General features: G+C 45.3%; 25 protein-coding genes. 19 read left to right on the top strand and 6 right to left on the bottom strand.

Annotation, left to right across the window (positions count from 1 at the left end; genetic code table 11):
* The first annotated feature begins 61 nt into the window (after window positions 1-61).
* Window positions 62-1,789, top strand: coding sequence for an ABC transporter ATP-binding protein (locus tag MKX71_RS19210; protein WP_003227593.1), 1,728 nt, complete (start codon window positions 62-64; stop codon window positions 1,787-1,789).
* Between the two features lie 9 nt (window positions 1,790-1,798).
* Window positions 1,799-2,323 carry a dihydrofolate reductase family protein gene (locus MKX71_RS19205; RefSeq protein ID WP_003227595.1) on the top strand — a complete coding sequence of 175 codons (525 nt, stop codon included), beginning with the start codon at window positions 1,799-1,801 and terminating at the stop codon, window positions 2,321-2,323.
* A 41-nt stretch (window positions 2,324-2,364) separates the two neighbouring features.
* On the opposite strand, the gene MKX71_RS19200 is transcribed toward MKX71_RS19205, so the two are convergent.
* The 3 genes from MKX71_RS19200 to cls all read right to left on the bottom strand — a co-directional run bounded on the left by MKX71_RS19200 (window position 2,365) and on the right by cls (window position 4,889).
* On the bottom strand, window positions 2,365-2,637 hold the full coding sequence (locus tag MKX71_RS19200; RefSeq protein WP_339231494.1) for a hypothetical protein: 273 nt from the start codon (window positions 2,635-2,637) through the stop codon (window positions 2,365-2,367).
* Between the two features lie 80 nt (window positions 2,638-2,717).
* Window positions 2,718-3,680 (bottom strand): UV DNA damage repair endonuclease UvsE, encoded by a 963-nt coding sequence (uvsE, locus tag MKX71_RS19195; RefSeq protein ID WP_038429783.1) that lies wholly within the window; start codon window positions 3,678-3,680, stop codon window positions 2,718-2,720.
* A 12-nt stretch (window positions 3,681-3,692) separates the two neighbouring features.
* Entirely contained in the window at window positions 3,693-4,889 is a 1,197-nt protein-coding gene (cls, locus tag MKX71_RS19190) for a cardiolipin synthase (protein WP_339231493.1), read from the bottom strand.
* A gap of 154 nt (window positions 4,890-5,043) precedes the next feature.
* On the opposite strand from cls, the gene MKX71_RS19185 reads away from it, so the two are divergent.
* From MKX71_RS19185 to pyrG, 4 genes are all read left to right on the top strand, one after another.
* On the top strand, window positions 5,044-7,161 hold the full coding sequence (locus MKX71_RS19185) for a heterodisulfide reductase-related iron-sulfur binding cluster (protein ID WP_048654791.1): 2,118 nt from the start codon (window positions 5,044-5,046) through the stop codon (window positions 7,159-7,161).
* On the top strand, window positions 7,158-8,297 hold the full coding sequence (gene acdA / locus MKX71_RS19180) for an acyl-CoA dehydrogenase AcdA (protein WP_015251002.1): 1,140 nt from the start codon (window positions 7,158-7,160) through the stop codon (window positions 8,295-8,297). Before MKX71_RS19185 ends, acdA begins: the two co-directional genes overlap by 4 nt.
* Before the next feature lie 182 nt (window positions 8,298-8,479).
* The gene (gene rpoE / locus MKX71_RS19175; RefSeq protein ID WP_014665742.1) at window positions 8,480-9,001 is read left to right on the top strand and encodes a DNA-directed RNA polymerase subunit delta; all 522 of its coding nucleotides are present in this window, start codon (window positions 8,480-8,482) and stop codon (window positions 8,999-9,001) included.
* A gap of 241 nt (window positions 9,002-9,242) precedes the next feature.
* On the top strand, window positions 9,243-10,850 hold the full coding sequence (gene pyrG, locus MKX71_RS19170; RefSeq protein WP_003227612.1) for a CTP synthase (glutamine hydrolyzing): 1,608 nt from the start codon (window positions 9,243-9,245) through the stop codon (window positions 10,848-10,850).
* A gap of 81 nt (window positions 10,851-10,931) precedes the next feature.
* Here the strand turns inward: pyrG and MKX71_RS19165 are convergent, their stop codons facing one another.
* Window positions 10,932-11,453 (bottom strand): DUF2529 domain-containing protein, encoded by a 522-nt coding sequence (locus tag MKX71_RS19165; protein WP_029318708.1) that lies wholly within the window; start codon window positions 11,451-11,453, stop codon window positions 10,932-10,934.
* Window positions 11,454-11,618: 165 nt separating this feature from the next.
* Between MKX71_RS19165 and spo0F the strand changes: the two genes are divergently transcribed.
* From spo0F to MKX71_RS19110, 11 genes are all read left to right on the top strand, one after another.
* Window positions 11,619-11,993: a sporulation initiation phosphotransferase Spo0F gene (gene spo0F, locus MKX71_RS19160; protein WP_003227621.1), complete on the top strand. Its 375-nt coding sequence runs from the start codon at window positions 11,619-11,621 to the stop codon at window positions 11,991-11,993.
* 180 nt (window positions 11,994-12,173) lie between these two features.
* The gene (locus tag MKX71_RS19155; protein ID WP_003243339.1) at window positions 12,174-13,031 is read left to right on the top strand and encodes a class II fructose-bisphosphate aldolase; all 858 of its coding nucleotides are present in this window, start codon (window positions 12,174-12,176) and stop codon (window positions 13,029-13,031) included.
* A gap of 119 nt (window positions 13,032-13,150) precedes the next feature.
* Entirely contained in the window at window positions 13,151-13,789 is a 639-nt protein-coding gene (gene fsa / locus MKX71_RS19150; RefSeq protein ID WP_003227626.1) for a fructose-6-phosphate aldolase, read from the top strand.
* Window positions 13,790-14,167: 378 nt separating this feature from the next.
* Window positions 14,168-15,457, top strand: a complete 1,290-nt coding sequence (locus MKX71_RS19145) for a UDP-N-acetylglucosamine 1-carboxyvinyltransferase (RefSeq protein ID WP_003227628.1) — start codon at window positions 14,168-14,170, stop codon at window positions 15,455-15,457.
* 30 nt (window positions 15,458-15,487) lie between these two features.
* Window positions 15,488-16,453 carry a class II fructose-bisphosphatase gene (gene glpX / locus MKX71_RS19140; RefSeq protein WP_003242962.1) on the top strand — a complete coding sequence of 322 codons (966 nt, stop codon included), beginning with the start codon at window positions 15,488-15,490 and terminating at the stop codon, window positions 16,451-16,453.
* A 214-nt stretch (window positions 16,454-16,667) separates the two neighbouring features.
* Window positions 16,668-16,829, top strand: coding sequence for a hypothetical protein (locus MKX71_RS19135; protein WP_003227632.1), 162 nt, complete (start codon window positions 16,668-16,670; stop codon window positions 16,827-16,829).
* 30 nt (window positions 16,830-16,859) lie between these two features.
* On the top strand, window positions 16,860-18,143 hold the full coding sequence (gene rho / locus MKX71_RS19130) for a transcription termination factor Rho (protein ID WP_003221939.1): 1,284 nt from the start codon (window positions 16,860-16,862) through the stop codon (window positions 18,141-18,143).
* A 119-nt stretch (window positions 18,144-18,262) separates the two neighbouring features.
* Window positions 18,263-18,463 (top strand): 50S ribosomal protein L31, encoded by a 201-nt coding sequence (gene rpmE, locus MKX71_RS19125; RefSeq protein WP_003151132.1) that lies wholly within the window; start codon window positions 18,263-18,265, stop codon window positions 18,461-18,463.
* An 88-nt stretch (window positions 18,464-18,551) separates the two neighbouring features.
* A complete protein-coding gene (locus MKX71_RS19120; protein ID WP_024572668.1) occupies window positions 18,552-19,139 on the top strand; it encodes a thymidine kinase in 588 nt (195 codons plus the stop codon).
* A 289-nt stretch (window positions 19,140-19,428) separates the two neighbouring features.
* Window positions 19,429-21,126 carry an oxaloacetate-decarboxylating malate dehydrogenase gene (gene malS / locus MKX71_RS19115; protein WP_003244309.1) on the top strand — a complete coding sequence of 566 codons (1,698 nt, stop codon included), beginning with the start codon at window positions 19,429-19,431 and terminating at the stop codon, window positions 21,124-21,126.
* Between the two features lie 81 nt (window positions 21,127-21,207).
* Complete coding sequence (locus tag MKX71_RS19110; protein ID WP_003242497.1) at window positions 21,208-22,167, top strand: AEC family transporter; 960 nt, start codon at window positions 21,208-21,210, stop codon at window positions 22,165-22,167.
* A 33-nt stretch (window positions 22,168-22,200) separates the two neighbouring features.
* Here MKX71_RS19110 and racA read toward each other — a convergent pair whose 3' ends face one another.
* Window positions 22,201-22,755: a chromosome-anchoring protein RacA gene (racA, locus tag MKX71_RS19105; RefSeq protein WP_015251007.1), complete on the bottom strand. Its 555-nt coding sequence runs from the start codon at window positions 22,753-22,755 to the stop codon at window positions 22,201-22,203.
* A 121-nt stretch (window positions 22,756-22,876) separates the two neighbouring features.
* A complete protein-coding gene (locus MKX71_RS19100; RefSeq protein WP_015251008.1) occupies window positions 22,877-23,263 on the bottom strand; it encodes a VOC family protein in 387 nt (128 codons plus the stop codon).
* 125 nt (window positions 23,264-23,388) lie between these two features.
* Between MKX71_RS19100 and prfA the strand changes: the two genes are divergently transcribed.
* Together prfA and prmC are read left to right on the top strand one after the other, a co-directional pair.
* Window positions 23,389-24,459, top strand: a complete 1,071-nt coding sequence (prfA, locus tag MKX71_RS19095; protein WP_003227645.1) for a peptide chain release factor 1 — start codon at window positions 23,389-23,391, stop codon at window positions 24,457-24,459.
* Between the two features lies 1 nt (window position 24,460).
* Window positions 24,461-25,327 carry a peptide chain release factor N(5)-glutamine methyltransferase gene (gene prmC, locus MKX71_RS19090; protein WP_003227647.1) on the top strand — a complete coding sequence of 289 codons (867 nt, stop codon included), beginning with the start codon at window positions 24,461-24,463 and terminating at the stop codon, window positions 25,325-25,327.
* The last annotated feature ends 8 nt before the right edge of the window (window positions 25,328-25,335 follow it).

The following is a 25,335-nucleotide window of genomic DNA, read 5'->3' as shown; positions in this document are numbered from 1 at the left end:
AGCCCGTGTATAGTATAATTGAGAAATATTATCAGTTATTTATACATTGGGGGAAGATAGGGTGCTGCGGCAATTTTTTTCATATTATAAACCATATAAAACGTTGTTCTTTCTCGACTTTTTCTCAGCGATCGCGGGAGGTTTAATGGAGCTGAGTTTTCCTTTGATCGTCAATTATTTTATTGATACCTTGCTGCCGGGCAGGGACTGGGGACTGATCATCGCGACCTCAATCGGGTTATTTGCGGTGTACGCGCTCAGCTCGGCTCTTCAGTATATCGTGACCTACTGGGGACACATGCTTGGTATCAATATTGAGACTGATATGAGAAAGTCGCTTTTTGACCATTTGCAAAAGCTCTCGTTCAAATTTTACGACAACAACAAGACGGGAACGCTGATGTCGAAGCTCACGAACGATTTAATGTATATCGGTGAAGTCGCCCATCACGGTCCGGAAGACTTATTCATTGCGGTCATGACCATTCTCGGGGCGTTCGGAGTGATGCTGTTTATTAACTGGCAGCTTGCTTTATTAACGTTTATCATTATGCCGATCGTCATTTGGCTAGCGCTTTATTTCAACAAAAAAATGACCAAAGCATTTACCACGCTGAACAAGGATATCGGAGACTTCAGCGCGCGTGTAGAAAATAACATCGGCGGCATCCGGCTTGTGCAGGCGTTCGGAAATGAAGCGTTTGAAAAAGAACGCTTCGCCGTCAACAACCAGCGTTTTCGTGTCACAAAGCTTTCTTCCTACAAAATCATGGCGAAAAACGGGTCAATCAGCTATATGCTGACCCGGTTTGTCACGCTGTTTGTCCTTTTGTGCGGGACGTGGTTTGTCATTCGCGGCTCCTTATCGTACGGGGAATTTGTGGCGTTTGTGCTCCTGACAAATGTGCTGTTCAGGCCTATTGACAAAATTAATGCCATTATCGAAATGTATCCGAGGGGGATCGCGGGTTTCAAAAGCTATATGGAGCTCATGGAGACAGAGCCGGACATTCAGGATTCACCTGATGCGAGAGATGTTTCCGGCCTGAAGGGCAATATCCGCTATAAACATGTTTCGTTTGGCTATGATGACCATCACAATGTCCTCAATGACATCAACCTATCCATTCAAGCGGGGGAAACGGTGGCATTCGTCGGTCCGTCAGGTGCTGGGAAATCAACGCTTTGCAGTCTGCTTCCGCGTTTTTATGAAGCATCGGAGGGCGACATTACGATTGACGGCATCAGTATAAAAGACATGACGCTTTCTTCGTTGCGCGGGCAGATTGGCGTCGTGCAGCAGGACGTTTTCTTATTCTCGGGCACGCTTAGAGAAAATATCGCCTACGGCCGACTAGGCGCATCAGAAGAAGACATTTGGCAAGCTGTGAAGCAGGCGCATCTGGAAGAGCTCGTCCATAACATGCCCGATGGGTTGGATACTATGATTGGCGAACGCGGCGTGAAGCTTTCCGGCGGGCAAAAACAGCGTCTGTCAATTGCAAGGATGTTCTTGAAAAATCCGTCGATCTTGATTCTCGACGAAGCCACCTCAGCCCTTGATACAGAGACGGAAGCGGCGATCCAAAAGGCGCTTCAAGAGTTGTCTGAGGGGCGCACGACGCTTGTCATCGCCCACAGGCTGGCAACAATCAAAGACGCGGACAGAATTGTAGTCGTCACAAACAACGGTATTGAAGAACAAGGCCGTCATCAAGACCTGATCGAAGCCGGAGGCCTATACAGCAGGCTGCATCAAGCGCAATTCGGGCAAATGGTGCATCGATAGGAGGAGAACATGGAAAGAAAAACTGTGCTGTACATTGCTGTTTCATTGGACGGGATGATCGCAAAAGAAGATGGAAGCATCGATTGGCTGGATGAATTTGAAGGTGAAGGTGACAACGGCTACAGTGATTTTTATCAGACTGTTGATACAGTCATTTTAGGGCGGAGCACATATGAGCACGTTAAAGTGCTAACACCGGTTTTCCCGTATCAGGATAAAACCTGCTATGTTTTTACAGGATCGCCCGACAGTTATCAAGATGAACATGTGACGTTTATCAATGAGGGAGCCAGAGCCTTCACTGCCCGTTTGAAACAGGAAAAAGGCTCAAACATCTGGATAGCTGGCGGGGCAGAGCTTGTGAATGACTTTATGAAAGAAGATGCCATCGACGAATTCATCATCACTGTTATTCCCGTCGTTTTAGGAAGCGGCATCCCGCTGTTTCACGAACTAACAAATGAAACAAAACTGCGGTTAAAAGGGACAAAACAATTTGGACAAGCGGTTCAGCTCCATTATGTAAGAGCATAAGAAAAAGGATAGACAGATGTCTATCCTTTTTTGTATGTAAGTTAGAGCGCTTCTCTCTCAGCAGGCTCGATGAGATTTTGGAATTTTTCAATGAGCTGTAATGCTTTTGTTCCTTCAACTACGATCAGATATTCCTTTTCATTATGAGCCATGCGGAACGTTTCAAGCTCAATTAAGCTTTTGATTTTGCACATCGTTTTCTTTGAATAAATATAAACCTCGTGGCTTCCGGAATGGCACATTTTATAAAGATGAATCAAATTTCTTAAAGTAAAGGCCTGTGCGGCTACTTTCAGAGACTTGATATTTTTCATGATCTTTCTCCTCCATCGATTGTTGTCTTATATAGCCTAAGTTCCCAAAGCTGACAAGTCGTAAACCTATTTTTGCACATTTATGACTTCCATTGCAGCGCACCGCCCCCGATGCGTTTGACACCGCGGATGGAGCTTAATTCATCCATCAAGCGGAGAAGCGCCTTGTCTTTCTGCTTTGCTTCAATCATGAAATCAATATTAGTTCCCCATTGCCTAAAGCGTTCCAACAGTGGCAGCAAAAAGTTGGCGTCAACATAATCGGCGTGGCTGCGTATCGCTTGCTCCGATTTTGGGGAAGACAAGTGAACCTTTGGCTGAAGGCCGATCCGCTCCCACGTTTTGATCATGCGGGGCAGTGCTACATTCAGGTCGGCGTGATCGTCTGGATTGGCGTAAAAATGATGAAAGTCAAAGACAAACGGAACATCCTCCTGCTCACAGACCTGAAGCGTTTCTTCCGTTGTATATGTTTTATCATCATTTTCAAGTGTCATCCGCTCTTTGATCTCCTGCGGCAGCCGTTTTATATTTTGATGAAATTGTGCAGTGGCGGTGTCTTTATTTCCGTAAGCGCCGCCAATATGAATGTTGATAACGGAGCGATCAGCAATGCCCATGGCTTCAAGCATGCGGTAGTGATACGCCATATCGGTTACCGCATTTTTTGTGAGGGATTCCTTCGGGCTCGTAAACAGAGTGAATTGATTTGGATGAAAGCTTGTTCGCAGTTGATGGGTTTTAACAAGCTCTCCAATCTCCCGAAACTCTTTTTGAAACGGTGTTACAAAATCCCACATCACGTCGGGATGCGTAGCCAGCGGCACAATCGAACTGGAAAAACGGTATAAAGGAATGCCGTGGCCGATGATATAGTGAAGGGTTCTCATCGTATTGCGCAAATTGGCTTTTGTCACAGTCAGAAGCGCTTCTTTTCTTTCAGTCTTTGAAAGCTTTGAATACCGCGCGAATGTCAATGTTTTAGCGGGAGACGCATCCCAAAGGCTCATCGCATTTGAAACGAACCCGAATCTGAAAATCATAGGAACTCTCCTTTATAAGAAATAAGATAATGCCCTGCCGAGCCATTCCGCCGGGCGCTGCCTGAATGTGCGCTTGCTGAAATCCTCCATCGTCAGCAGCTCCGACTTTTTCATATCCTCCTCAATCGTGGCATAGACTTCACTAGTAAACGCTTCGTCATCAATTTCAACATTCACCTCTTCATTTAAGAACAGGCTTCGTTTATCGAAGTTGGCTGTTCCGATAATGCTGAGATGGTCGTCTATGATGAGGGCTTTTACATGATAAAACCCTTGATAATAACGATAAATAAGGCAGCCGGCATCCAAGAGCTCCGAATAATACGTAAAAGCTGCTTCTCGTACCAGCGGATGGTCTGATTTCATCGGTACAATGATTCTCACGGATACGCCGTTTTTTCTTGCGTTAATAAGGGCCTCTTGAAGCGGTTTTGATGGAATGTAATAAGGCGTGCAAACCGTAAGGCGATTCTTCGCTTGGGCAATGTTGGCCAAGTATATGTTTTCAAGGGAATAACCGTCAGTCGCATATATCTTGTGAGAAATAGTCCCTTGCTGAAGCTTTGGCCAAACATCCGAACCCAGAACGATTCCGGTATTACGTTTTAGATCAGAAGCAAAAAGCGTTTGAAGATCATGTACGCCTTCTCCCATCATGCGCAGATGATAATCCTCCCAATTGCCGAACTTCGCTTTCTTTCCAAGATATTCTTCGGCGATATTAAACCCGCCGATATAACAGATTTTTCCGTCTATCACCGTAATCTTCCGGTGATTCCGTTTTTGCATGTGAAAAAAGAAAAAAGGAAAACGGGGACGATTCATCACATGGACATGGACGCCGGCATTTTTCATCGTCTGCAGCGCCGTTTTTTTAATTGCCCGGCAGCCCGCCCAATCCAGAAGCAAATAAACGGAGACGCCAGCTTGGGCTTTTGTTTTCAGCAAGGTATACATATTGTGGCTGACCTCATCATTTTTCATAATAAAAAACATCATGTGAACAGAAGAGGCGGCCTGGCGAATATCATTCATCATCCGCTCAACGAGATCAGCGCCGCAGTGGATCAATTCGATGTCACTCTTCTTTTTTGAAAAAACAGGCTCGTACGCCTTTTTTCTGTATCCGGCACGGCCCATGAAGATATCAAGCAGAATCAAGGCAAAGAAAATAACGACAATGATCATAATCACGATAAATACCTTCATACCGGCACTCCTTTCCGTAGTAAAGGTAGTGTGCCCGAACAGCAGGAATTTAATTATTGACTGAACACTCATTCATTATTTATCATAAAGATAATCTTATACAGATTCGGGGGTAGGGGATCTCGGTCTTTATCAGTAAAAAGGGGGAATTGGAATGAGCGGCTTTCTCATCGCAAATGCATTATTATTTCTGATTGTAACCGCTTACGCTGTCTATTTGTTTGTGTACTTGGTCAAAACGAGACTGGCCTACATCAAGCTCGGCCAGAAAGAACAATTTGATCAACGGTTCAAGGAACGGCTTCACGCCATATGGGTGAATGTATTCGGACAGAAAAAACTGCTCAAGGACAAGAAAAGCGGAATCATTCACGTCATGTTTTTCTACGGATTTATATTGGTTCAGTTCGGAGCAATTGACTTTATCATCAAAGGACTGGCTCCCGGCCGGAATCTGCCGCTTGGCCCGGTCTATCCCGCCTTCACCTTTTTTCAGGAAATTGTTACGTTTCTCATTTTAATTGCTGTTGGATGGGCATTCTACAGACGTTATATCGAAAAGCTCGTGAGGCTGAAACGCGGTTTCAAAGCCGGACTCGTTCTCATTTTTATCGGAGGATTAATGCTGACCGTTCTGCTTGGGAACGGGATGAATCTGATTTGGCATGAGCATGGGCTTTCTTGGAGCGAGCCAATTGCCTCAGGTATTGCGTTTATGCTTAGCGGTGTCGGGAAAACAGGCGCGGCGGTGATTTTGTATATCGCATGGTGGATCCATCTCCTATTTTTGCTTAGCTTTTTAGTGTACGTGCCTCAGTCGAAGCATGCCCATTTAATCGCCGGCCCGGCAAACGTCTTTTTCAATCGAATGGAATCTGCCGGAAAACTTGAAAAAATTGATTTTACCGACGAAACGAAAGAAAGCTACGGAGCGGGAAAAATTGAGGATTTCAGACAGTCTCAGCTGCTTGATCTATACGCGTGTGTCGAGTGCGGCCGCTGTACCAATATGTGTCCTGCAACAGGCACCGGAAAAATGCTGTCTCCGATGGACTTGATTTTGCGTCTCAGAGACCATCTCACGGAAAAAGGCGCTGCCGTCACCTCTCGCTCCCCATGGGTGCCCGCAGCAGCGTTTCGGCATACGAGAGGCAATCAGCTGGCTGCGGCGTCAGCGGGCAGCGGATCGCAGGAAGCCGCAGCGGCGCTTGATTACAATCCAAGCTTGATCGGCGACGTCATCACAGAGGAAGAAATTTGGGCATGCACCACTTGCCGGAACTGTGAGGATCAATGCCCGGTCATGAATGAGCACGTGGATAAAATCATCGATCTCCGCCGCTACCTCGTACTGACAGAAGGAAAAATGGACAGTGACGCCCAGCGCGCAATGACAAGTATTGAGCGGCAGGGGAATCCGTGGGGACTCAACCGCAAGGAACGTGAAAATTGGCGTAACGAGGCGCCGGATGCTGAGATTCCGACTGTAAAAGAAATGAAAAAAGAAGGAAAAGAATTTGAGTACCTTTTCTGGGTAGGCTCCATGGGGTCTTACGACAACAGAAGCCAGAAAATCGCAATTTCCTTTGCCAAGCTGCTCAATCACGCGGGCGTGTCCTTCGCGATCCTCGGCAATAAAGAAAAAAATTCAGGAGACACGCCGCGCCGCCTCGGAAATGAATTTTTGTTCCAAGAGCTGGCTGAGAAGAATATTTCTGAATTTGAAAAAAATGATGTCAAAAAAATCGTTACGATCGATCCCCATGCATACAATTTATTTAAAAATGAATATCCGGATTTCGGATTTGAAGGCGAGGTTTATCATCATACAGAAGTGCTGGCCGAGCTTGTGAAAAACGGAAAATTAAAGCCGCAGCACCCGCTTCATGAGACGATTACCTTCCATGATTCGTGCTATTTGGGCCGGTACAATGAAGTCTATGATCCGCCGAGAGAGATTTTGAAAGCCATTCCGGGCGTGCAGCTTGTTGAAATGGAGAGAAACCGGGAAACCGGCATGTGCTGCGGAGCCGGCGGGGGATTAATGTGGATGGAGGAAGAAACAGGCAACAGGATTAACGTCGCCAGGACAGAGCAAGCGCTCGCAGTCAACCCATCGGTGATCAGTTCTGGCTGTCCGTATTGTCTCACCATGCTTGGGGACGGCACAAAGGCGAAGGAAGCCGAAGACCAAGTCAAAACGTACGACGTCGTCGAGCTTCTGGCTCAATCCGTTTTAGGCGCTGATCTGAAAATGGGGGAGAAGCAATGAATTTTTCATTATCAGAAGAACATGAGATGATACGAAAATTGGTGCGCGATTTTGCGAAGCATGAGGTGGCCCCGACAGCGGCTGAACGGGACGAACAAGAACGCTTCGATCGCGAGCTGTTTCGGGAAATGGCAAATCTGGGCCTGACGGGAATTCCATGGCCTGAAGATTACGGCGGAATTGGAAGTGACTATTTAGCCTACGTCATCGCGGTGGAAGAGCTGTCAAAAGTGTGCGCCTCCACCGGAGTGACGCTTTCCGCCCATATCTCTCTTTGCAGCTGGCCGCTGTTTGCCTTTGGGACGGAGGAACAGAAGACAGAGTACTTAACACAGCTGGCCCTCGGAGAGAAAATCGGCGCATTCGCTTTGACCGAAGCACGGTCTGGCTCTGACGCCGGCAGCATGAAAACAACAGCTGAACGAATCGGCGATGACTATGTGTTGAATGGTTCCAAAGTGTTTATCACAAACGGCGGCGTTGCTGATATTTACATTGTTTTTGCTGTCACCGATCCCGAGAAAAAGAAAAGAGGCATTACCGCTTTTATAGTAGAAAAGGATTTTGAAGGATTTTTTACAGGCAAGAAAGAAAAGAAGCTGGGCATCCGTTCTTCACCGACAACGGAAATCATGTTCGAAGATTGTGTAGTGCCCGCATCAAAGCGTCTCGGAGAAGAAGGAGAAGGCTTCAAAATCGCGATGAAGACGCTTGACGGAGGCAGAAACGGCATAGCTGCACAAGCCGTAGGCATCGCCCAAGGAGCGCTTGATGCGGCGCTTCAATATGCAAAAGAGCGAAAGCAATTCGGAAAATCGATCGGCGAGCAGCAGGGCATCGCTTTTAAACTCGCGGATATGGCGACAATGATAGAAGCTTCAAGGCTATTGACCTATCAGGCTGCGTGGTTAGAATCATCGGGCCTTCCATATGGAAAAGCTTCCGCCATGTCCAAACTGATGGCTGGGGATACGGCGATGAAGGTAACGACCGAAGCCGTGCAGATTTTCGGCGGCTACGGCTATACAAAAGATTATCCGGTAGAACGCTATATGCGTGATGCAAAAATCACGCAAATCTATGAAGGCACTCAAGAAATTCAAAGACTGGTCATCTCCAGAATGCTCGCGGATTAACGGAAAACATCTCTCAGTCGGATCACTCTTGTAAAATTATTTAAATTAACGCTGTTAAGGGTAGCATATTCTGTTTTATTTTGTTTATAATGAGAGGTATGGTTTGTATAAGAACGATACAAAATCGCTTTCATTATTGATAAAACAGATACATATAAGTAATAGAAAGGGAGTGTCCGACCTTGGGTATCAAACAATATTCACAGGAAGAGCTAAAGGAAATGGCTTTAGTTGAAATCGCTCACGAATTATTTGAAGAACATAAAAAACCAGTTCCTTTTCAGGAGCTTTTAAATGAAATCGCATCTTTGCTCGGCGTGAAAAAAGAAGAGCTTGGAGACCGCATCGCTCAATTTTATACAGATTTAAACATTGACGGCCGCTTCCTGGCGCTATCTGACCAGACGTGGGGGCTTCGCAGCTGGTATCCGTATGATCAGCTTGATGAAGAAACTCAGCCGACAGTCAAGGCGAAAAAGAAAAAAGCGAAGAAAGCAGTCGAAGAAGATCTTGATCTTGACGAGTTTGAAGAGATCGACGAAGACGACCTTGATTTGGATGAAGTTGAGGAAGAACTCGATCTTGAAGCCGACGATTTTGACGATGAAGATCTTGACGAAGACGACGACGATCTTGAGATCGAAGAAGATATTGTTGATGAAGATGATGAAGACTATGATGATGAAGAAGAGGAAATTAAATAGTATCAGATTTCATCTTCAAAACGATCTTGACTTTCATAGTCGAACTATGTAGTATGTATTTTGGGCTCTTCAAAAACGAAGAGAGAACATAGTACGTTATGCTCCCTTTCAAGAAATTGAAAGGGAGCTTTCTTATTTTCACCCCTCATTTTTCTTATAAATCATTTAAAAGGCTAAATGATTTTTTATAAAATAGTACATTTTAAAAATGTAGCTAAGAGCGAAGAGAGGAGCAAACGAAATGACGAAATATATTTTTGTAACCGGGGGAGTTGTATCCTCACTTGGAAAGGGTATTGTAGCAGCTTCATTAGGGCGTTTGCTGAAAAACCGCGGACTGAACGTGACGATTCAAAAATTCGATCCATACATCAACGTTGACCCGGGAACAATGAGCCCGTACCAGCACGGTGAAGTATTCGTAACGGATGACGGCGCTGAAACAGACTTGGACCTTGGTCACTATGAGCGTTTTATCGACATTAACCTGAATAAATTCAGCAACGTGACAACAGGTAAAATCTATTCAACAGTTCTTAAAAAAGAACGCCGCGGAGATTACCTTGGAGGAACCGTACAGGTCATTCCGCACATCACAAACGAATTGAAAGACCGTGTTTACCGCGCAGGGAAAGAGACAAACGCAGATGTTGTCATTACAGAAATCGGCGGTACTGTCGGAGACATCGAATCACTGCCATTCCTTGAAGCGATCCGCCAAATGAAGAGCGACATCGGCCGTGAAAACGTAATGTACATCCACTGTACGCTCGTACCTTACATTAAAGCTGCTGGCGAATTAAAAACAAAACCGACACAGCACAGCGTAAAAGAATTGCGCAGCTTGGGCATTCAGCCAAACATCATCGTCGTTCGTACAGAAATGCCGATTTCTCAAGATATGAAAGATAAAATCGCGCTTTTCTGCGACATCGATACAAAAGCGGTTATTGAATGTGAAGATGCGGACAACCTTTACTCCATTCCGCTGGAGCTTCAAAAACAAGGGCTTGATAAGCTTGTTTGCGAGCACATGAAATTGGCATGCAAAGAAGCGGAAATGTCCGAGTGGAAAGAGCTTGTTAACAAAGTCAGCAACCTGTCTCAAACGATTACAATCGGCCTTGTCGGCAAATACGTTGAGCTTCCTGACGCATACATTTCTGTTGTCGAGTCTCTCCGCCATGCGGGCTATGCGTTTGACACAGATGTAAAAGTGAAGTGGATCAACGCGGAAGAAGTGACAGAAAACAATATCGCAGAACTCACAAGCGGAACAGACGGTATCATTGTGCCGGGCGGATTCGGAGACCGCGGTGTTGAAGGCAAAATCGTCGCGACAAAATACGCGCGCGAAAATAACATTCCGTTCTTGGGCATTTGCTTGGGCATGCAGGTGGCGTCTATTGAATACGCACGAAACGTATTGGGCTTAAAAGGCGCCCACTCAGCGGAAATTGATCCGTCAACTCAATACCCGATCATTGATCTTCTTCCTGAACAAAAGGATGTTGAGGATCTCGGAGGAACGCTTCGTCTCGGCCTTTACCCTTGTAAGCTTGAAGAAGGCACGAAAGCCTTTGAAGTGTATCAGGATGAAGTGGTGTACGAGCGCCACCGCCACCGCTATGAGTTTAACAATGAATTCAGACAGCAAATGGAAGAGCAAGGCTTCGTATTCTCAGGCACAAGCCCTGATGGACGCCTTGTTGAAATCATCGAGCTGAAAGACCACCCTTGGTTCGTGGCTTCTCAGTTCCACCCAGAGTTCAAGTCAAGACCGACAAGACCTCAGCCTCTATTCAAAGGCTTTATCGGAGCGTCTGTCGAAGCTGCAAATCAGAAGTAATAAAAAAGACTTGCCGTTTGTCAAAAGCGGGCAAGTCTTTTTTATTTGTTTCCGGCAAGTTCCAGCATGTACAATAAGATATTATGCATACTCTTGCAGAATTTCTTTTAGTGTAAACGATAAAGCGTGATAGACATACAGTGCAGTCATTAAAGAGGGAAACCCGTAACGGGTGCCGTCTTCATCAGGAACAAGCGGCATTTTTAATTTAGAATCAATATGCACATCACAATACTGTTCTATTCCAGCACTGTCTTTGGCTGCGGGCGATACGCATACGACTCCCGCACCTTTTTCATAAAGCTCTTTTGCGAGCGCCTGTTCTTCGGCTGTGTCCGTCCCTGAGCAAAACATCAGCACCCTGTCGCTTTCTGTCACTTCCTCAGCGCTTTCTGGAAAGGCTTTGACAGATGGGAAGGGTTCTTTGCTTTCGGTGGCCTCATAAAAGACGCCCTGAAGCTCATTCGCTCCGTATAAATAAATGGAATGCCCGCTGATCACCGCTTGAGCAAGCAGCCGCGCCCCATCTTCAATCGCGTCAGATTCCTTATCCTGAATGCGGGAAAAAATACCTGTTAACTGCGTCGTGAATATTTTCAACATAAGTGAATCCTCCTTTATAACGTACAATATCAGTATACAACAAAAGAGAAAATGCTCAGAAAATGTCGTAAAGTAGACTATTATAATTAAAGGAAATAGGAAAATCAAACAGAATACATACAATACTGCTTACTTTTGACGAAAATCATAATATTGGGGTGTAAAATGATGAATGAAAAAATTTTAATCGTTGATGATCAATACGGCATTCGTATTTTGCTAAATGAAGTGTTCAATAAAGAAGGCTACCAGACGTTTCAGGCTGCGAACGGCCTGCAGGCGCTTGACATTGTGACAAAAGAACGGCCCGACCTTGTGCTTTTGGACATGAAAATTCCCGGCATGGACGGAATCGAAATCTTAAAACGGATGAAGGTCATTGACGAAAACATCCGGGTCATTATCATGACGGCATACGGAGAGCTCGACATGATCCAAGAATCGAAGGAATTGGGCGCTCTGACGCACTTTGCCAAGCCGTTTGACATCGACGAAATCAGAGACGCCGTCAAAAAATATCTGCCCCTGAAGTCTAACTGACAAAAAGAAGAAACAAATGAATCATGTCATTATGTTGCCGATTTGTCGAAAAGTTGGTATCCTAGTTATGGAGAAAAAGCGATCTGAGTATTTACATATGACAGCAATATATGGGTCATGCTAGGGTGGAAAGCTTTTTTCGCTAGAAGACAATCAGGCTACATAAGGAGGACATTCGACATGCCTTTAGTTTCTATGACGGAAATGTTGAATACAGCTAAAGAAAAAGGGTACGCTGTAGGACAATTTAACTTAAACAACCTTGAGTTTACTCAAGCGATTTTACAAGCAGCTGAAGAAGAAAAATCTCCAGTGATCCTTGGTGTTTCCGAAGGTGCGGGACGCTACATGGGCGGCTTCAAAACAGTCGTTGCTATGGTAAAAGCACTTATGGAAGAGTACAAAGTGACAGTTCCTGTTGCGATTCACTTAGACCACGGTTCAAGCTTTGAATCTTGTGCGAAAGCGATTCATGCAGGTTTCACATCTGTAATGATCGACGCTTCTCACCATCCATTTGAAGAAAACGTAGCAACAACTGCTAAAGTTGTTGAGCTTGCTCATTTCCACGGAGTATCTGTAGAAGCTGAGCTTGGAACAGTAGGCGGACAAGAAGATGACGTTATCGCTGAAGGCGTAATCTACGCTGATCCTAAAGAGTGCCAAGAGCTTGTTGAGCGCACTGGCATCGACTGCCTTGCACCTGCATTAGGTTCTGTTCACGGCCCTTACAAAGGTGAGCCAAACCTTGGCTTCAAAGAAATGGAAGAGATCGGAAAATCAACTGGTCTTCCGCTAGTTCTTCACGGCGGTACTGGAATTCCGACTGCTGACATCAAAAAATCAATTTCACTTGGTACAGCTAAAATCAACGTGAATACTGAAAACCAAATTTCTTCTGCAAAAGCTGTTCGCGAAACATTGGCAGCTAAGCCTGACGAGTACGATCCACGTAAATACCTTGGACCAGCTCGTGAAGCGATCAAAGAAACAGTTATCGGTAAAATGCGTGAATTTGGTTCTTCAAACCAAGCTTAATTCAATTGGAACTTTTTATAGCCGCCTGACAGCTTGACAGGCGGTTTTCCGTCTATCTTTAGAAAGCGCAATCATATTCGCAGTTCAGAAAATTTCTTAATCAGGGAGGCTTTTTGAAAATGTTATTCTTTGTTGATACAGCCAATATCGATGAAATTAGAGAAGCGAATGAATTAGGAATTCTCGCCGGTGTAACGACGAATCCTAGTTTAGTAGCAAAGGAAGCTAACGTATCATTCCACGACCGTCTTCGCGAGATCACAGACGTCGTGAAAGGGTCTGTAAGCGCAGAGGTTATTTCTTTGAAAGCTGAGGAAATGATCGAGGAAGGAAAAGAACTGGCGAAGATCGCTCCGAACATTACGGTTAAAATCCCAATGACGTCTGACGGTTTAAAAGCGGTAAGAGCACTTACTGACTTAGGCATCAAAACAAACGTTACATTGATCTTCAATGCCAACCAGGCGCTTCTTGCTGCCAGAGCGGGGGCAACATATGTATCTCCATTCCTGGGACGTTTAGATGACATCGGCCACAACGGGCTTGACCTGATTTCAGAAGTTAAACAGATTTTTGACATTCACGGCCTTGACACGCAAATCATTGCAGCGTCAATCCGCCATCCGCAGCACGTGACAGAAGCTGCTCTTAGAGGGGCTCATATCGGCACAATGCCGCTGAAAGTCATTCATGCGCTCACTAAACACCCGTTAACAGACAAAGGAATCGAACAATTCCTGGCAGACTGGAACAAATAATGAAAGGGGCGGCAAACAGCTTTATGCCTGTTTGCCGCGGCCTTTGTATTTCACCGACCTGATACAGCGGATCTTCAGATGCTGACGCCGCTTTACAGAGAAGGAATCATTGGGCTGCAGAAGCTGATATCGGAATGAAGGGTATGCGTACTGCTTTTGCCGGATGACGACGATGTCTCTCGAGCCGGCGGGTCTCTGTGCATCTTTTGAAACCTGTACCCCCCAAAGCTTCGCTATTTTCTTCCTGATATTTTACAATGTGTTGTATTCTTTCTCTTCGAATTGGCTAGATTTTGGACATGAGCTTTATTTGCAGAGACAGAATAAAATGACATTTTATTTAGCTCCGCAGCTATCTTCTTATGGAAGGAGACTATCATGGAAAAGTTGAATATTGCCGGCGGTGACTCGTTAAACGGTACAGTACATATCAGCGGCGCTAAAAACAGCGCTGTTGCGTTAATACCTGCAACCATTTTGGCAAATTCCGAGGTGACAATTGAAGGGCTTCCAGAGATTTCAGATATTGAAACGCTGCGTGACCTGTTAAAGGAAATTGGCGGCAACGTGCATTTTGAGAATGGGGAAATGGTTGTTGACCCTACGTCGATGATCAGCATGCCGCTTCCTAACGGGAAAGTAAAAAAGCTTCGCGCGTCATATTATTTAATGGGGGCGATGCTCGGCCGCTTCAAGCAGGCGGTCATTGGATTGCCTGGCGGCTGTCACTTAGGGCCCCGTCCGATTGATCAGCATATCAAAGGCTTTGAAGCACTCGGAGCTGAAGTAACCAATGAACAAGGCGCCATTTATTTGCGAGCTGAAAGGCTGAGAGGCGCACGGATTTATTTAGATGTCGTAAGCGTTGGGGCAACGATTAACATTATGCTCGCCGCTGTTTTGGCAGAAGGGAAAACGATCATCGAAAACGCTGCCAAGGAGCCTGAGATCATTGACGTCGCGACATTGCTTACCAGCATGGGCGCCAAAATCAAAGGTGCGGGCACCAATGTGATTCGAATCGACGGCGTGAAGGAACTGCACGGCTGCAAGCATACGATCATTCCGGACAGAATTGAAGCCGGGACATTTATGATTGCAGGGGCTGCAATGGGCAAGGAAGTCATTATCGATAACGTCATCCCCACTCATCTTGAGTCGTTAACGGCAAAGCTGAGAGAAATGGGCTATCATATCGAAACAAGCGACGATCAGCTCCTCATTGTCGGCGGGCAGAAGAACTTAAAGCCGGTTGACGTCAAAACCCTCGTATACCCGGGGTTTCCGACTGATTTACAGCAGCCGATGACGGCGCTCCTGACAAGGGCGAAAGGGACGAGTGTCGTCACAGACACCATCTACTCGGCAAGATTCAAACACATTGATGAGCTGAGACGAATGGGTGCCAATATGAAAGTAGAAGGCAGATCTGCCATCATCACAGGTCCTGTCGAGCTTCAAGGCGCAAAAGTGAAGGCGAGTGATCTGCGTGCCGGAGCCTGCTTGGTGGTAGCCGGACTGATGGCTGATGGCGTCACGGAAATTACGGGACTGGAGCATATTGACCGCGGATACAGCAGCCTTGAGAAGAAGCTTGAGGGGCTTGGAGCGACAATTTGGCGGGAAAGAATGACTGACGAAGAAATAGAACAGCTTCAAAATTCATAATGGTTTCTTGTGAGAGGAGATCGTGTTGAAATGGAAAGAAGTTTATCAATGGAATTGGTACGTGTGACCGAAGCTGCGGCATTGGCATCAGCAAGATGGATGGGCCGGGGGAAAAAAGATGAGGCTGATGAAGCGGCAACAAGTGCAATGAGAGACGTTTTTGATACAGTGCCGATGAAAGGGACCGTTGTAATCGGTGAAGGGGAAATGGACGAAGCGCCGATGCTGTATATCGGGGAAAAACTCGGAAACGGGTACGGCCCTCGCGTTGATGTCGCAGTTGACCCTCTTGAAGGCACAAACATCTTAGCAAGCGGCGGCTGGAACGCGCTGACGGTGATCGCGGTCGCAGACCATGGCACGCTTCTGAATGCTCCTGACATGTATATGCAAAAAATCGCAGTCGGTCCGGAAGCGGTGGGCTGCATTGACATCGAAGCACCTGTCATTGACAACCTTAAAGCGGTGGCAAAAGCGAAAAACAAGGACGTTGAGGACGTCGTTGCCACAATTTTAAACCGTGAAAGACACGCAAAAATCATTTCCGAGCTTCGTGAGGCCGGCGCCAGAATCAAATTGATCAATGACGGCGATGTCGCAGGCGCCATCAACACGGCTTTCGACCACACGGGCGTTGATATCCTGTTCGGATCAGGCGGCGCTCCTGAGGGTGTGCTTTCCGCTGTTGCCCTGAAAGCACTCGGCGGAGAAATCATTGGTAAACTTCTTCCGCAAAGCGAAGAAGAAATCACTCGCTGTCACAAAATGGGCCTTGATTTAAGCAAAGTCCTTCGCATGGAAGACCTTGTGAAGGGGGATGACGCGATTTTTGCAGCTACAGGGGTTACTGACGGCGAGCTGTTAAAAGGAGTTCAATTCAAAGGCTCTGTCGGTACAACTGAAAGCTTAGTTATCCGTGCAAAATCGGGCACTGTTCGTTTCGTTGACGGCAGACACAGCTTGAAAAAGAAACCAAATCTTGTAATCCGTCCATAACAAACAGAAAAAGCGGGTGTGAGCCCGCTTTAACTTTTGCAGAAAAGCGTCAACTCTATCAATTCCGTGTCAAAACCTTATTTCAGTTGAATAATTTTTTGAAATAAGGTAAAAATAAAGAGTGCTGCGAATTTTACTGCGTAATACCTTCTTTTAAGCACTAGGAAAGTTTCAATTTCTACCGCATACAGACGATATAAGTATTGATCTTCTCATGTTTTTGTCCTCGCTTCCTTCAAAACTCATTAAGACAATCCTTTTAACAAAAGCGCCGATCATGGGTGGAAGTGTTACCGATAGAAGTTCCTTTATGTTAAAAAAAGAATGTGCTTTGGCGGATGTTGTGCAAAAGCAGCAGATGACATGTTCAGAGTAAGATATTGACTATGAAAAGCGTGGTGTTTTTATGAAAGACGTATCTATTTCCTCTTTGGAAAATATGAAATTGAAAGAGCTTTATGAACTTGCAAGACATTATAAAATCTCCTATTACAGCAAACTGACAAAAAAAGAACTCATTTTCGCCATTCTGAAAGCGAATGCAGAACAGGAAGATCTGCTGTTTATGGAAGGCGTTCTCGAGATCATCCAGTCTGAAGGTTTCGGATTCCTGAGACCGATCAACTACTCTCCAAGCTCAGAAGACATTTACATCTCAGCTTCACAAATCCGCCGTTTCGATTTGCGGAACGGAGACAAAGTATCTGGCAAGGTTCGCCCGCCAAAAGAAAATGAGCGTTACTATGGACTTTTGCACGTTGAAGCAGTAAATGGGGATGATCCCGAATCTGCAAAAGAGCGTGTGCATTTCCCGGCTCTTACGCCACTTTACCCGGATCGTCAAATGGTGCTTGAAACAAAGCCGAACTTCTTGTCTACAAGAATTATGGACATGATGGCGCCGGTTGGATTTGGGCAGCGCGGATTGATTGTTGCGCCGCCGAAAGCCGGAAAAACGATGCTGCTGAAGGAAATTGCCAACAGCATTACAGCGAACCAGCCTGAAGCAGAGCTGATCGTGCTTTTAATTGACGAAAGACCTGAGGAAGTAACCGATATCGAGCGCTCTGTAGCTGGGGATGTCGTCAGCTCAACGTTTGATGAAGTGCCGGAAAACCATATCAAAGTGGCCGAGCTTGTGCTTGAACGTGCGATGCGTCTCGTGGAACACAAAAAAGACGTCATTATCCTGATGGACAGCATCACACGGCTTGCCCGCGCCTACAACTTAGTGATTCCGCCAAGCGGAAGAACGCTTTCCGGGGGGATTGATCCAGCGGCGTTCCACCGTCCGAAACGCTTCTTCGGGGCTGCGAGAAATATCGAAGAGGGCGGCAGCTTAACCATCCTTGCTACGGCTCTGGTCGATACAGGTTCACGTATGGATGATGTCATTTATGAAGAATTCAAGGGAACAGGCAACATGGAGCTCCATCTTGACCGCTCTCTTGCCGAGCGCCGCATCTTCCCTGCCATCGATATCCGCCGTTCAGGAACGCGCAAAGAAGAGCTGCTTGTGCCTAAAGAGCATCTTGATCGTTTATGGTCTATCCGCAAAACGATGTCTGATTCACCTGATTTCGCAGAAAAGTTCATGAGAAAAATGAAAAAAACCAAAACAAACCAGGAATTTTTCGATATTCTCAATCAAGAATGGAAACAGGCAAATCTATCATCTGCTAGAAGGTAAATTGTATTTGCAAAAGAAGTAAATCACTGATATAATTTTCTCATATGCGTTTCGGACAAATGCTCCGAAATAATAACTCTGTTTCCACACGGGATTCAGGGCGGAAGGAGATGGATACAATGAAAGCAGGAATTCATCCTAATTTCAAAAAAGCAACAGTTAAATGCGCTTGCGGAAATGAATTTGAAACAGGCTCAGTAAAAGAAGAGGTACGCGTTGAGATTTGCTCTGAATGCCACCCATTCTACACTGGCCGTCAAAAATTCGCTTCTGCTGATGGTCGTGTTGATCGCTTTAACAAAAAATACGGTCTTAAGTAATAATAGATTTCTCAACAGGCAAGCAGCAGTCTTGCCTGTTTTTTATATTGTCTAAAACACAGCTGGCAGAGAGAGGGGAGCGAAGCCTATGTACATAATGAAACAAAGCGGGTGGCTTGAGCTGATTTGCGGCAGCATGTTCTCGGGGAAATCTGAAGAGCTGATCAGAAGAGTGAAGAGAGCGACTTACGCCAAGCAGGAAGTCAGGGTATTTAAGCCTGTAATTGATAACCGATACAGCGAAGCTGCTGTTGTCTCCCATAATGGAACATCGATGACGAGCTATGCCATTTCGTCTGCTGCGGACATTTGGGATCACATCAGTGAAAGTACAGATGTGGTTGCGGTTGATGAAGTGCAGTTTTTTGATCAGGAAATTGTTGAGGTTTTATCATCTCTTGCCGATAAAGGCTACCGTGTGATAGCAGCAGGCCTTGATATGGATTTTAGGGGAGAGCCGTTCGGTGTCGTCCCGAATATCATGGCGATTGCGGAAAGTGTGACAAAGCTGCAAGCCGTCTGTTCTGTTTGCGGATCACCGGCGAGCAGAACACAGCGCCTCATTGACGGCAAACCTGCTTCTTACGATGATCCGGTCATTTTGGTTGGTGCATCTGAATCATATGAAGCAAGATGCAGACATCATCACGAAGTCCCAGGAAAATCTAAAAAATAGTCCAAAACATGGGTATAAAGATAGAATGCACCGGCTAAAAACACCGGTGTTTTTTTTATATTCTGATAATATTCAATTAAAAAATTTAAATAAGTATATTAAAAAATTAAGTAATTTTCTTCCCTTGAATTTTGATTTTGACAGGCATACAATAGCTTACGTAATGTAAATAGTTTTGAGACATTGTTCGAATAATTGTCACAAAGTCGCATAAAGATCATGATCGGTCATATTTTAGATGGGTTATTACTTAACTTGGTTAACTATTTCAAGAAAGAAGGAGATTTGCTTGAATAACATAAAAAAAACGAAAGAAGGCCACTTAGAAACAACTCTTAGAGGAAAAGAAGTTTTATCTATTCCTACTTTAAATAAAGGCGTTGCTTTTTCACTAGAAGAAAGACAAGAACTCGGCTTAGAAGGGCTTCTGCCGCCAACTGTACTTTCTCTTGATCAACAAGCACAACGCGCGTACGAGCAATTCCAAGCGCAGCCTGACCGCCTTCGTCAAAATGTTTACTTAAGTGATCTTGCAAACCGTAACGAAGTTCTTTTCTATAAATTGCTGAAAAACCATCTTCGCGAAATGCTTCCTGTTGTGTACACGCCAACAGTTGGTGAAGCGATTCAGGAATACAGCCATGAATATAGAAGACCTCAAGGAATCTACTTGTCAATCGACAACATTGACGGTATTGAAAAAGCGTTTGAAAACCTTCATGCGACAGCAGGCGATATTGATCTTATCGTTGCTACTGATTCCGAAAGCATTCTCGGTATCGGTGACTGGGGTGTAGGCGGTATTAATATCGCAATCGGTAAATTGGCTGTTTACACTGCTGCAGCTGGTATTGATCCTAGCCGTGTTATCCCGGTTGTGCTTGATGTCGGTACGAACAACGAAAAACTTCTAAACGATCCTTTATATATTGGTAACAAGCATGAACGTGTTCAAGGTGAACGCTACGAAGCTTTCATTGACGCTTATGTAAAAGCTGCATTGAAATTCTTCCCTAAAGCGCTTCTTCACTGGGAAGACCTTGGCAACAAAAATGCACGCAACATCATGAAAAAATACAATCATGAAATCCTGACATTTAATGATGATATTCAAGGTACTGGCGCGATTACACTTGCAGGTGTGCTTGCCGCTATGAAGAAAACCGGCGCTTCTATTAAAGATCAGCGTGTTGTTATCTTCGGTGCTGGTTCTGCTGGTATCGGTATTGCTGACCAAATCCGTGACACAATGGTGCTTGCCGGATTATCTGAAGAAGAAGCTAACAAACGTTTCTACACACTTGATTACAGAGGCTTGCTGACTGAAGACATCGAAGGCATCCTTGATTTCCAAAAACCTTACCTTCGCAATGCGGATGAAGTGAAAGACTGGAAGCGCGATGAAAAAGGTCAAATTCCATTCGATGAAGTGGTTCGTCAAGCGAAACCAACGATCTTGATTGGTACTTCTGGGGTTTCAGGTGCATTCACAGAGGAAATTGTAAAAGAAATGGCATCTCACGTAGACCGTCCGGTTATCATGCCGATGTCTAACCCGACTCACCTTGCTGAAGCTGTTCCTGAAGATCTGTTCAAATGGACTGACGGAAAAGTGCTTATTGCAACAGGAAGCCCATTTGACAATGTAGAATACAACGGTGTTTCTTATGAAATCGGACAATCTAACAACGCATTCGCGTTCCCTGGTCTTGGACTTGGTTCAATTGTAGCTGAAGCGCGTATCATTACACCTGCTATGTTTGCTGCAACTGCTGATGCGATTGCTGAAATGGTTGATCTTGAAACACCTGGAGCAGGATTGCTTCCAAGCATTGATAAGCTTCAAGAGGTTTCTATCCAAGTTGCGATTGCCGTTGCTGAAGCAGCAATTAAAGATGGCGTGGCAAATCGTCAGCCTGAAGATGTGAAACAAGCGGTACTTGATGCAATGTGGACACCTGAATACAAAAAAGTCATCGCGAAATAATTAGCGAGTAAATTTTTCTGTCCGAGGGAAAGCTTTTTGTAAAGCTAAAGTATACGGACATAGGATTTGGAGGAGAATATTTTGAGCATCTTAGATATCTTAATCCTCCTGGCGCCGATCTTCTTTGTTATCGTGCTGGGTTGGTTTGCAGGACATTTTGGAAGTTATGATGCCAAGTCGGCAAAAGGGGTAAGTACGTTAGTAACGAAATACGCACTTCCAGCTCACTTTATCGCTGGTATTTTGACAACTTCCAGAAGTGAATTTTTATCACAAGTACCTTTAATGATTTCTTTAATTATTGGGATTGTTGGTTTCTATATCATCATTCTTTTGGTTTGCAGATTTATTTTCAAGTATGATTTAACGAACTCATCTGTATTTTCTTTGAACTCTGCACAGCCGACATTCGCATTTATGGGTATCCCGGTATTGGGAAGCTTATTCGGAGCGAATGAAGTTGCGATTCCGATCGCGGTCACAGGTATCGTGGTTAACGCGATTCTTGATCCGCTCGCGATCATTATCGCTACTGTTGGTGAGTCTTCTAAGAAAAACGAAGAGAGTGGCGACAGCTTCTGGAAGATGACAGGAAAATCAATCCTGCATGGTCTTTGTGAGCCGCTTGCAGCTGCTCCGTTAATCAGTATGATCTTAGTGCTGGTTTTCAATTTCACTCTTCCTGAGCTGGGTGTTAAAATGCTTGATCAGCTTGGAAGCACAACATCTGGTGTTGCTCTCTTTGCTGTCGGTGTTACCGTTGGTATTCGTAAAATTAAACTCAGTATGCCGGCTATCGGTATTGCGTTACTAAAAGTTGCGGTTCAGCCTGCGTTAATGTTCTTGATTGCTCTTGCTATCGGACTTCCGGCTGACCAAACAACAAAAGCAATTCTTCTTGTTGCATTCCCTGGTTCTGCCGTTGCAGCCATGATTGCGACTCGTTTCGAGAAACAAGAAGAAGAAACTGCAACTGCGTTTGTGGTCAGTGCGATTCTGTCATTGATTTCACTTCCAATCATTATCGCGCTTACTGCGTAACAAAAAAAGCTCCCTTTACGGGAGCTTTTTGCTTTAGGTTTGAAATTTGAACAGTGACAGCAGCGGTTTTTTTCTTGTTTTGGTTTTTTCAGAAGCAGCAGCAGTCTCGGGGATCGGCTGAGCGGTGAATTCTTTCATTTGTGAGGTCAGTGATTGCAGATCTGCAAGAATATCATCGATTTCTCTGCGGTGCTGAAGCAGCTGGTAAGATACACCTTCATCGGCTTTTTGTTTCAGCTGGCGTTCCAGTTCCGACATCCTTGCCATCAATTCGCTTTCGTCCTGCCTTTGCTGTAAAAGGGTGTCCAGCTTTTGTTCAAGCTGCTCGATTCTTCGTTCTGTGTCGCTACTTGTTTTTTGGACAAGGAAGCCTGTGCGCTTTTTAGCGCTTTTCGGCAGATGAATATCCTGAATCGCCGTGCCTTCAGAGATTTGTTTTTGAACGGATTTTAGAACCTTCACGTCTTCTGCCGTGAACGAATAGTGTCCGAGCTCATTGCGTTCGGCCGGAAGATTCAGCTGCTTCACCCACCGCTGCACCGTTTTTGCGGAGACGCCGAGTTCACTTGCTACCATATTTGTATTCATGATCCCATACCTCCTTTTAAGCTAGGTATTCGACCATAGAATGCGGTTCCCTTCCCGTTAGACAAAACAAGAAAAGATTCGGCAAAGAAAGTGGGTATCTCCTTTTTTTCTTCAAAAACTGTTATTGTTCATACAGTTCTAATGGAAGCTGGTCAGGATCAAAAAAGAAGGTGAAACGCTTGCCGGTCAGCGGATCTGTTCTGATTGGCTCTGTTTCGATTCCTTTTTCATGAAGCTCCTGAACCGCCTTATCCAAGCTGACGACTGTAAAGGCGAGGTGACGCAGGCCTGCGGCTTCAGGCCGGGTTTGTCGTTCGGGCGGATCGGGAAACGAGAACAGCTCAATGACATACGAGCCGTTAAGCGACAAATCAAGCTTATAGGAGCCGCGCTCTTCGCGGTACGTTTCTTGAATCACCTGAAAACCAAGCTTATGTACGTAGAAAGCTTTCGACTTTTCGTAATCTGAACATATGATTGCAATATGATGTATGGATTTCAGCAACATCATCCCTCCTCGAATTCCAGTATAGCAGAGGGAGCTTTTCCAGATGGGATTGAAATGCTTTTGACTGGGGTTAATCACTATACTATAATGAGAATGTTACGCACAGGAAAACAGAGGTGAAGACCGTGTTAGACCGTTTAAAATCAATTGAAGAACGATACGAGAAATTAAATGAGCTTTTGAGCGATCCAGAAGTAGTCAACGATCCGAAAAAGCTAAGAGAATATTCAAAAGAGCAATCTGATATACAAGAAACAGTTGACGTATATAGACAATACAGAGATGCGTCAGAACAGCTGGCTGATGCAAAAGCGATGCTTGAAGAGAAGCTGGATGCTGAGATGCGCGACATGGTGAAGGAAGAGATTTCTGAACTTCAGAAGGAAACGGAAACACTGTCCGAACGCCTGAAGGTGCTCCTGATCCCGAAAGATCCTAATGACGACAAAAACGTTATTATGGAGATCCGCGGGGCTGCGGGAGGCGAGGAAGCCGCTTTATTCGCGGGCAACCTGTACAGAATGTATTCCCGTTATGCTGAGCTTCAAGGCTGGAAAACAGAGGTCATGGAAGCGAATGTAACCGGAACGGGCGGCTACAAAGAGATCATCTTTATGATTACGGGAAGCGGCGCGTATTCTAAACTCAAATATGAAAACGGCGCCCACCGCGTGCAGCGTGTTCCGGAAACAGAATCAGGCGGCCGTATCCATACATCCACTGCAACAGTAGCATGTCTTCCTGAGGCAGAAGAGGTAGAGGTTGACATTCATGAGAAGGATATCCGTGTCGATACGTTTGCTTCAAGCGGACCGGGCGGACAAAGCGTTAACACAACAATGTCTGCGGTTCGTCTGACTCACTTGCCGACAGGTGTTGTTGTATCATGCCAGGACGAAAAATCTCAAATTAAGAACAAAGAAAAAGCAATGAAGGTTCTCCGTGCCAGAATCTATGATAAATTTCAGCAGGAAGCCCAGGCTGAATATGATCAAACACGGAAATCAGCAGTCGGATCTGGTGACCGCTCTGAACGTATCCGCACATACAACTTCCCGCAAAACCGTGTGACGGATCACAGAATCGGTTTGACGATTCAAAAGCTTGATCAGATTCTTGAAGGAAAACTTGACGAAGTGGTTGAAGCGCTGATTGTTGAAGATCAGGCAAGCAAGCTTCAGCAGTCGGAAGGTTAAGATGAAGACGATATTCGAAGCCCTGAAATGGGCTTCTTCTTATTTAACCGAAGCGGGAAGAGAAGAAAATGCGGCCGAGCTCCTATTGCTTTATGATACCGGAATGGAGAGAAGCAAGCTGCTCGCAAGCTTACAGGAACCGATTGGTGAAGACGAACTGTATCGCTTTAAGCGTCACGTTGAGATGCATAAAGAGGGCGTGCCGGTTCAATACATTATAGGAAAAGAGTTTTTTTATGGACGGGAATTTATGGTGAATGATGATGTGCTGATCCCGCGGCCGGAAACTGAAGAAGTTGTCTTTCATTTGCTTGAAAAATATCGGAGTGTTTTTTCTGAAGACGGCAAGCTCGAAGTTGTTGACGTTGGTACAGGGAGCGGTGCAATAGCCGTCACGCTTGCGCTTGAAAACCAAAGCTTTTCTGTGTCGGCGGTCGATATTTCGAAAGAGGCGCTGCAAGTCGCCTCTGCCAATGCAGAAAAACTCGGAGCGAATGTGCGCTTTTATCAGGGCGATCTGCTTGAGCCTTTTATTAAGGCGGGAAAAAAAGCGGATATCATTGTCTCAAACCCGCCATATATTTCAGAGGAAGAAATGGCTGATTTATCGGAAATTGTCCGTTTTCATGAGCCGCTGCACGCACTCACCGATGGCGGAGACGGGCTGAAATTTTATAAGCGGTTTATGGAAGACATTCCGCTTGTTATGAAGGATAAAGTATTTGTCGTTTTTGAAATCGGCTGGAAACAGGGAGCGGCGGTCAAAGACCTGATCCTCAAGGCGTTTAAGGGGGCGGAAGTGGAAGTGCTGAAAGATATTAATGGAAAAGACAGAACCATATGCGCTCTGATTCATAAAAATAAATAAGCAGCTTG

The organism is Bacillus sp. FSL M8-0071, from assembly GCF_037975455.1.
GTDB lineage: Bacteria > Bacillota > Bacilli > Bacillales > Bacillaceae > Bacillus > Bacillus subtilis.
This window is presented reverse-complemented; position numbering and strand designations above follow the sequence as displayed.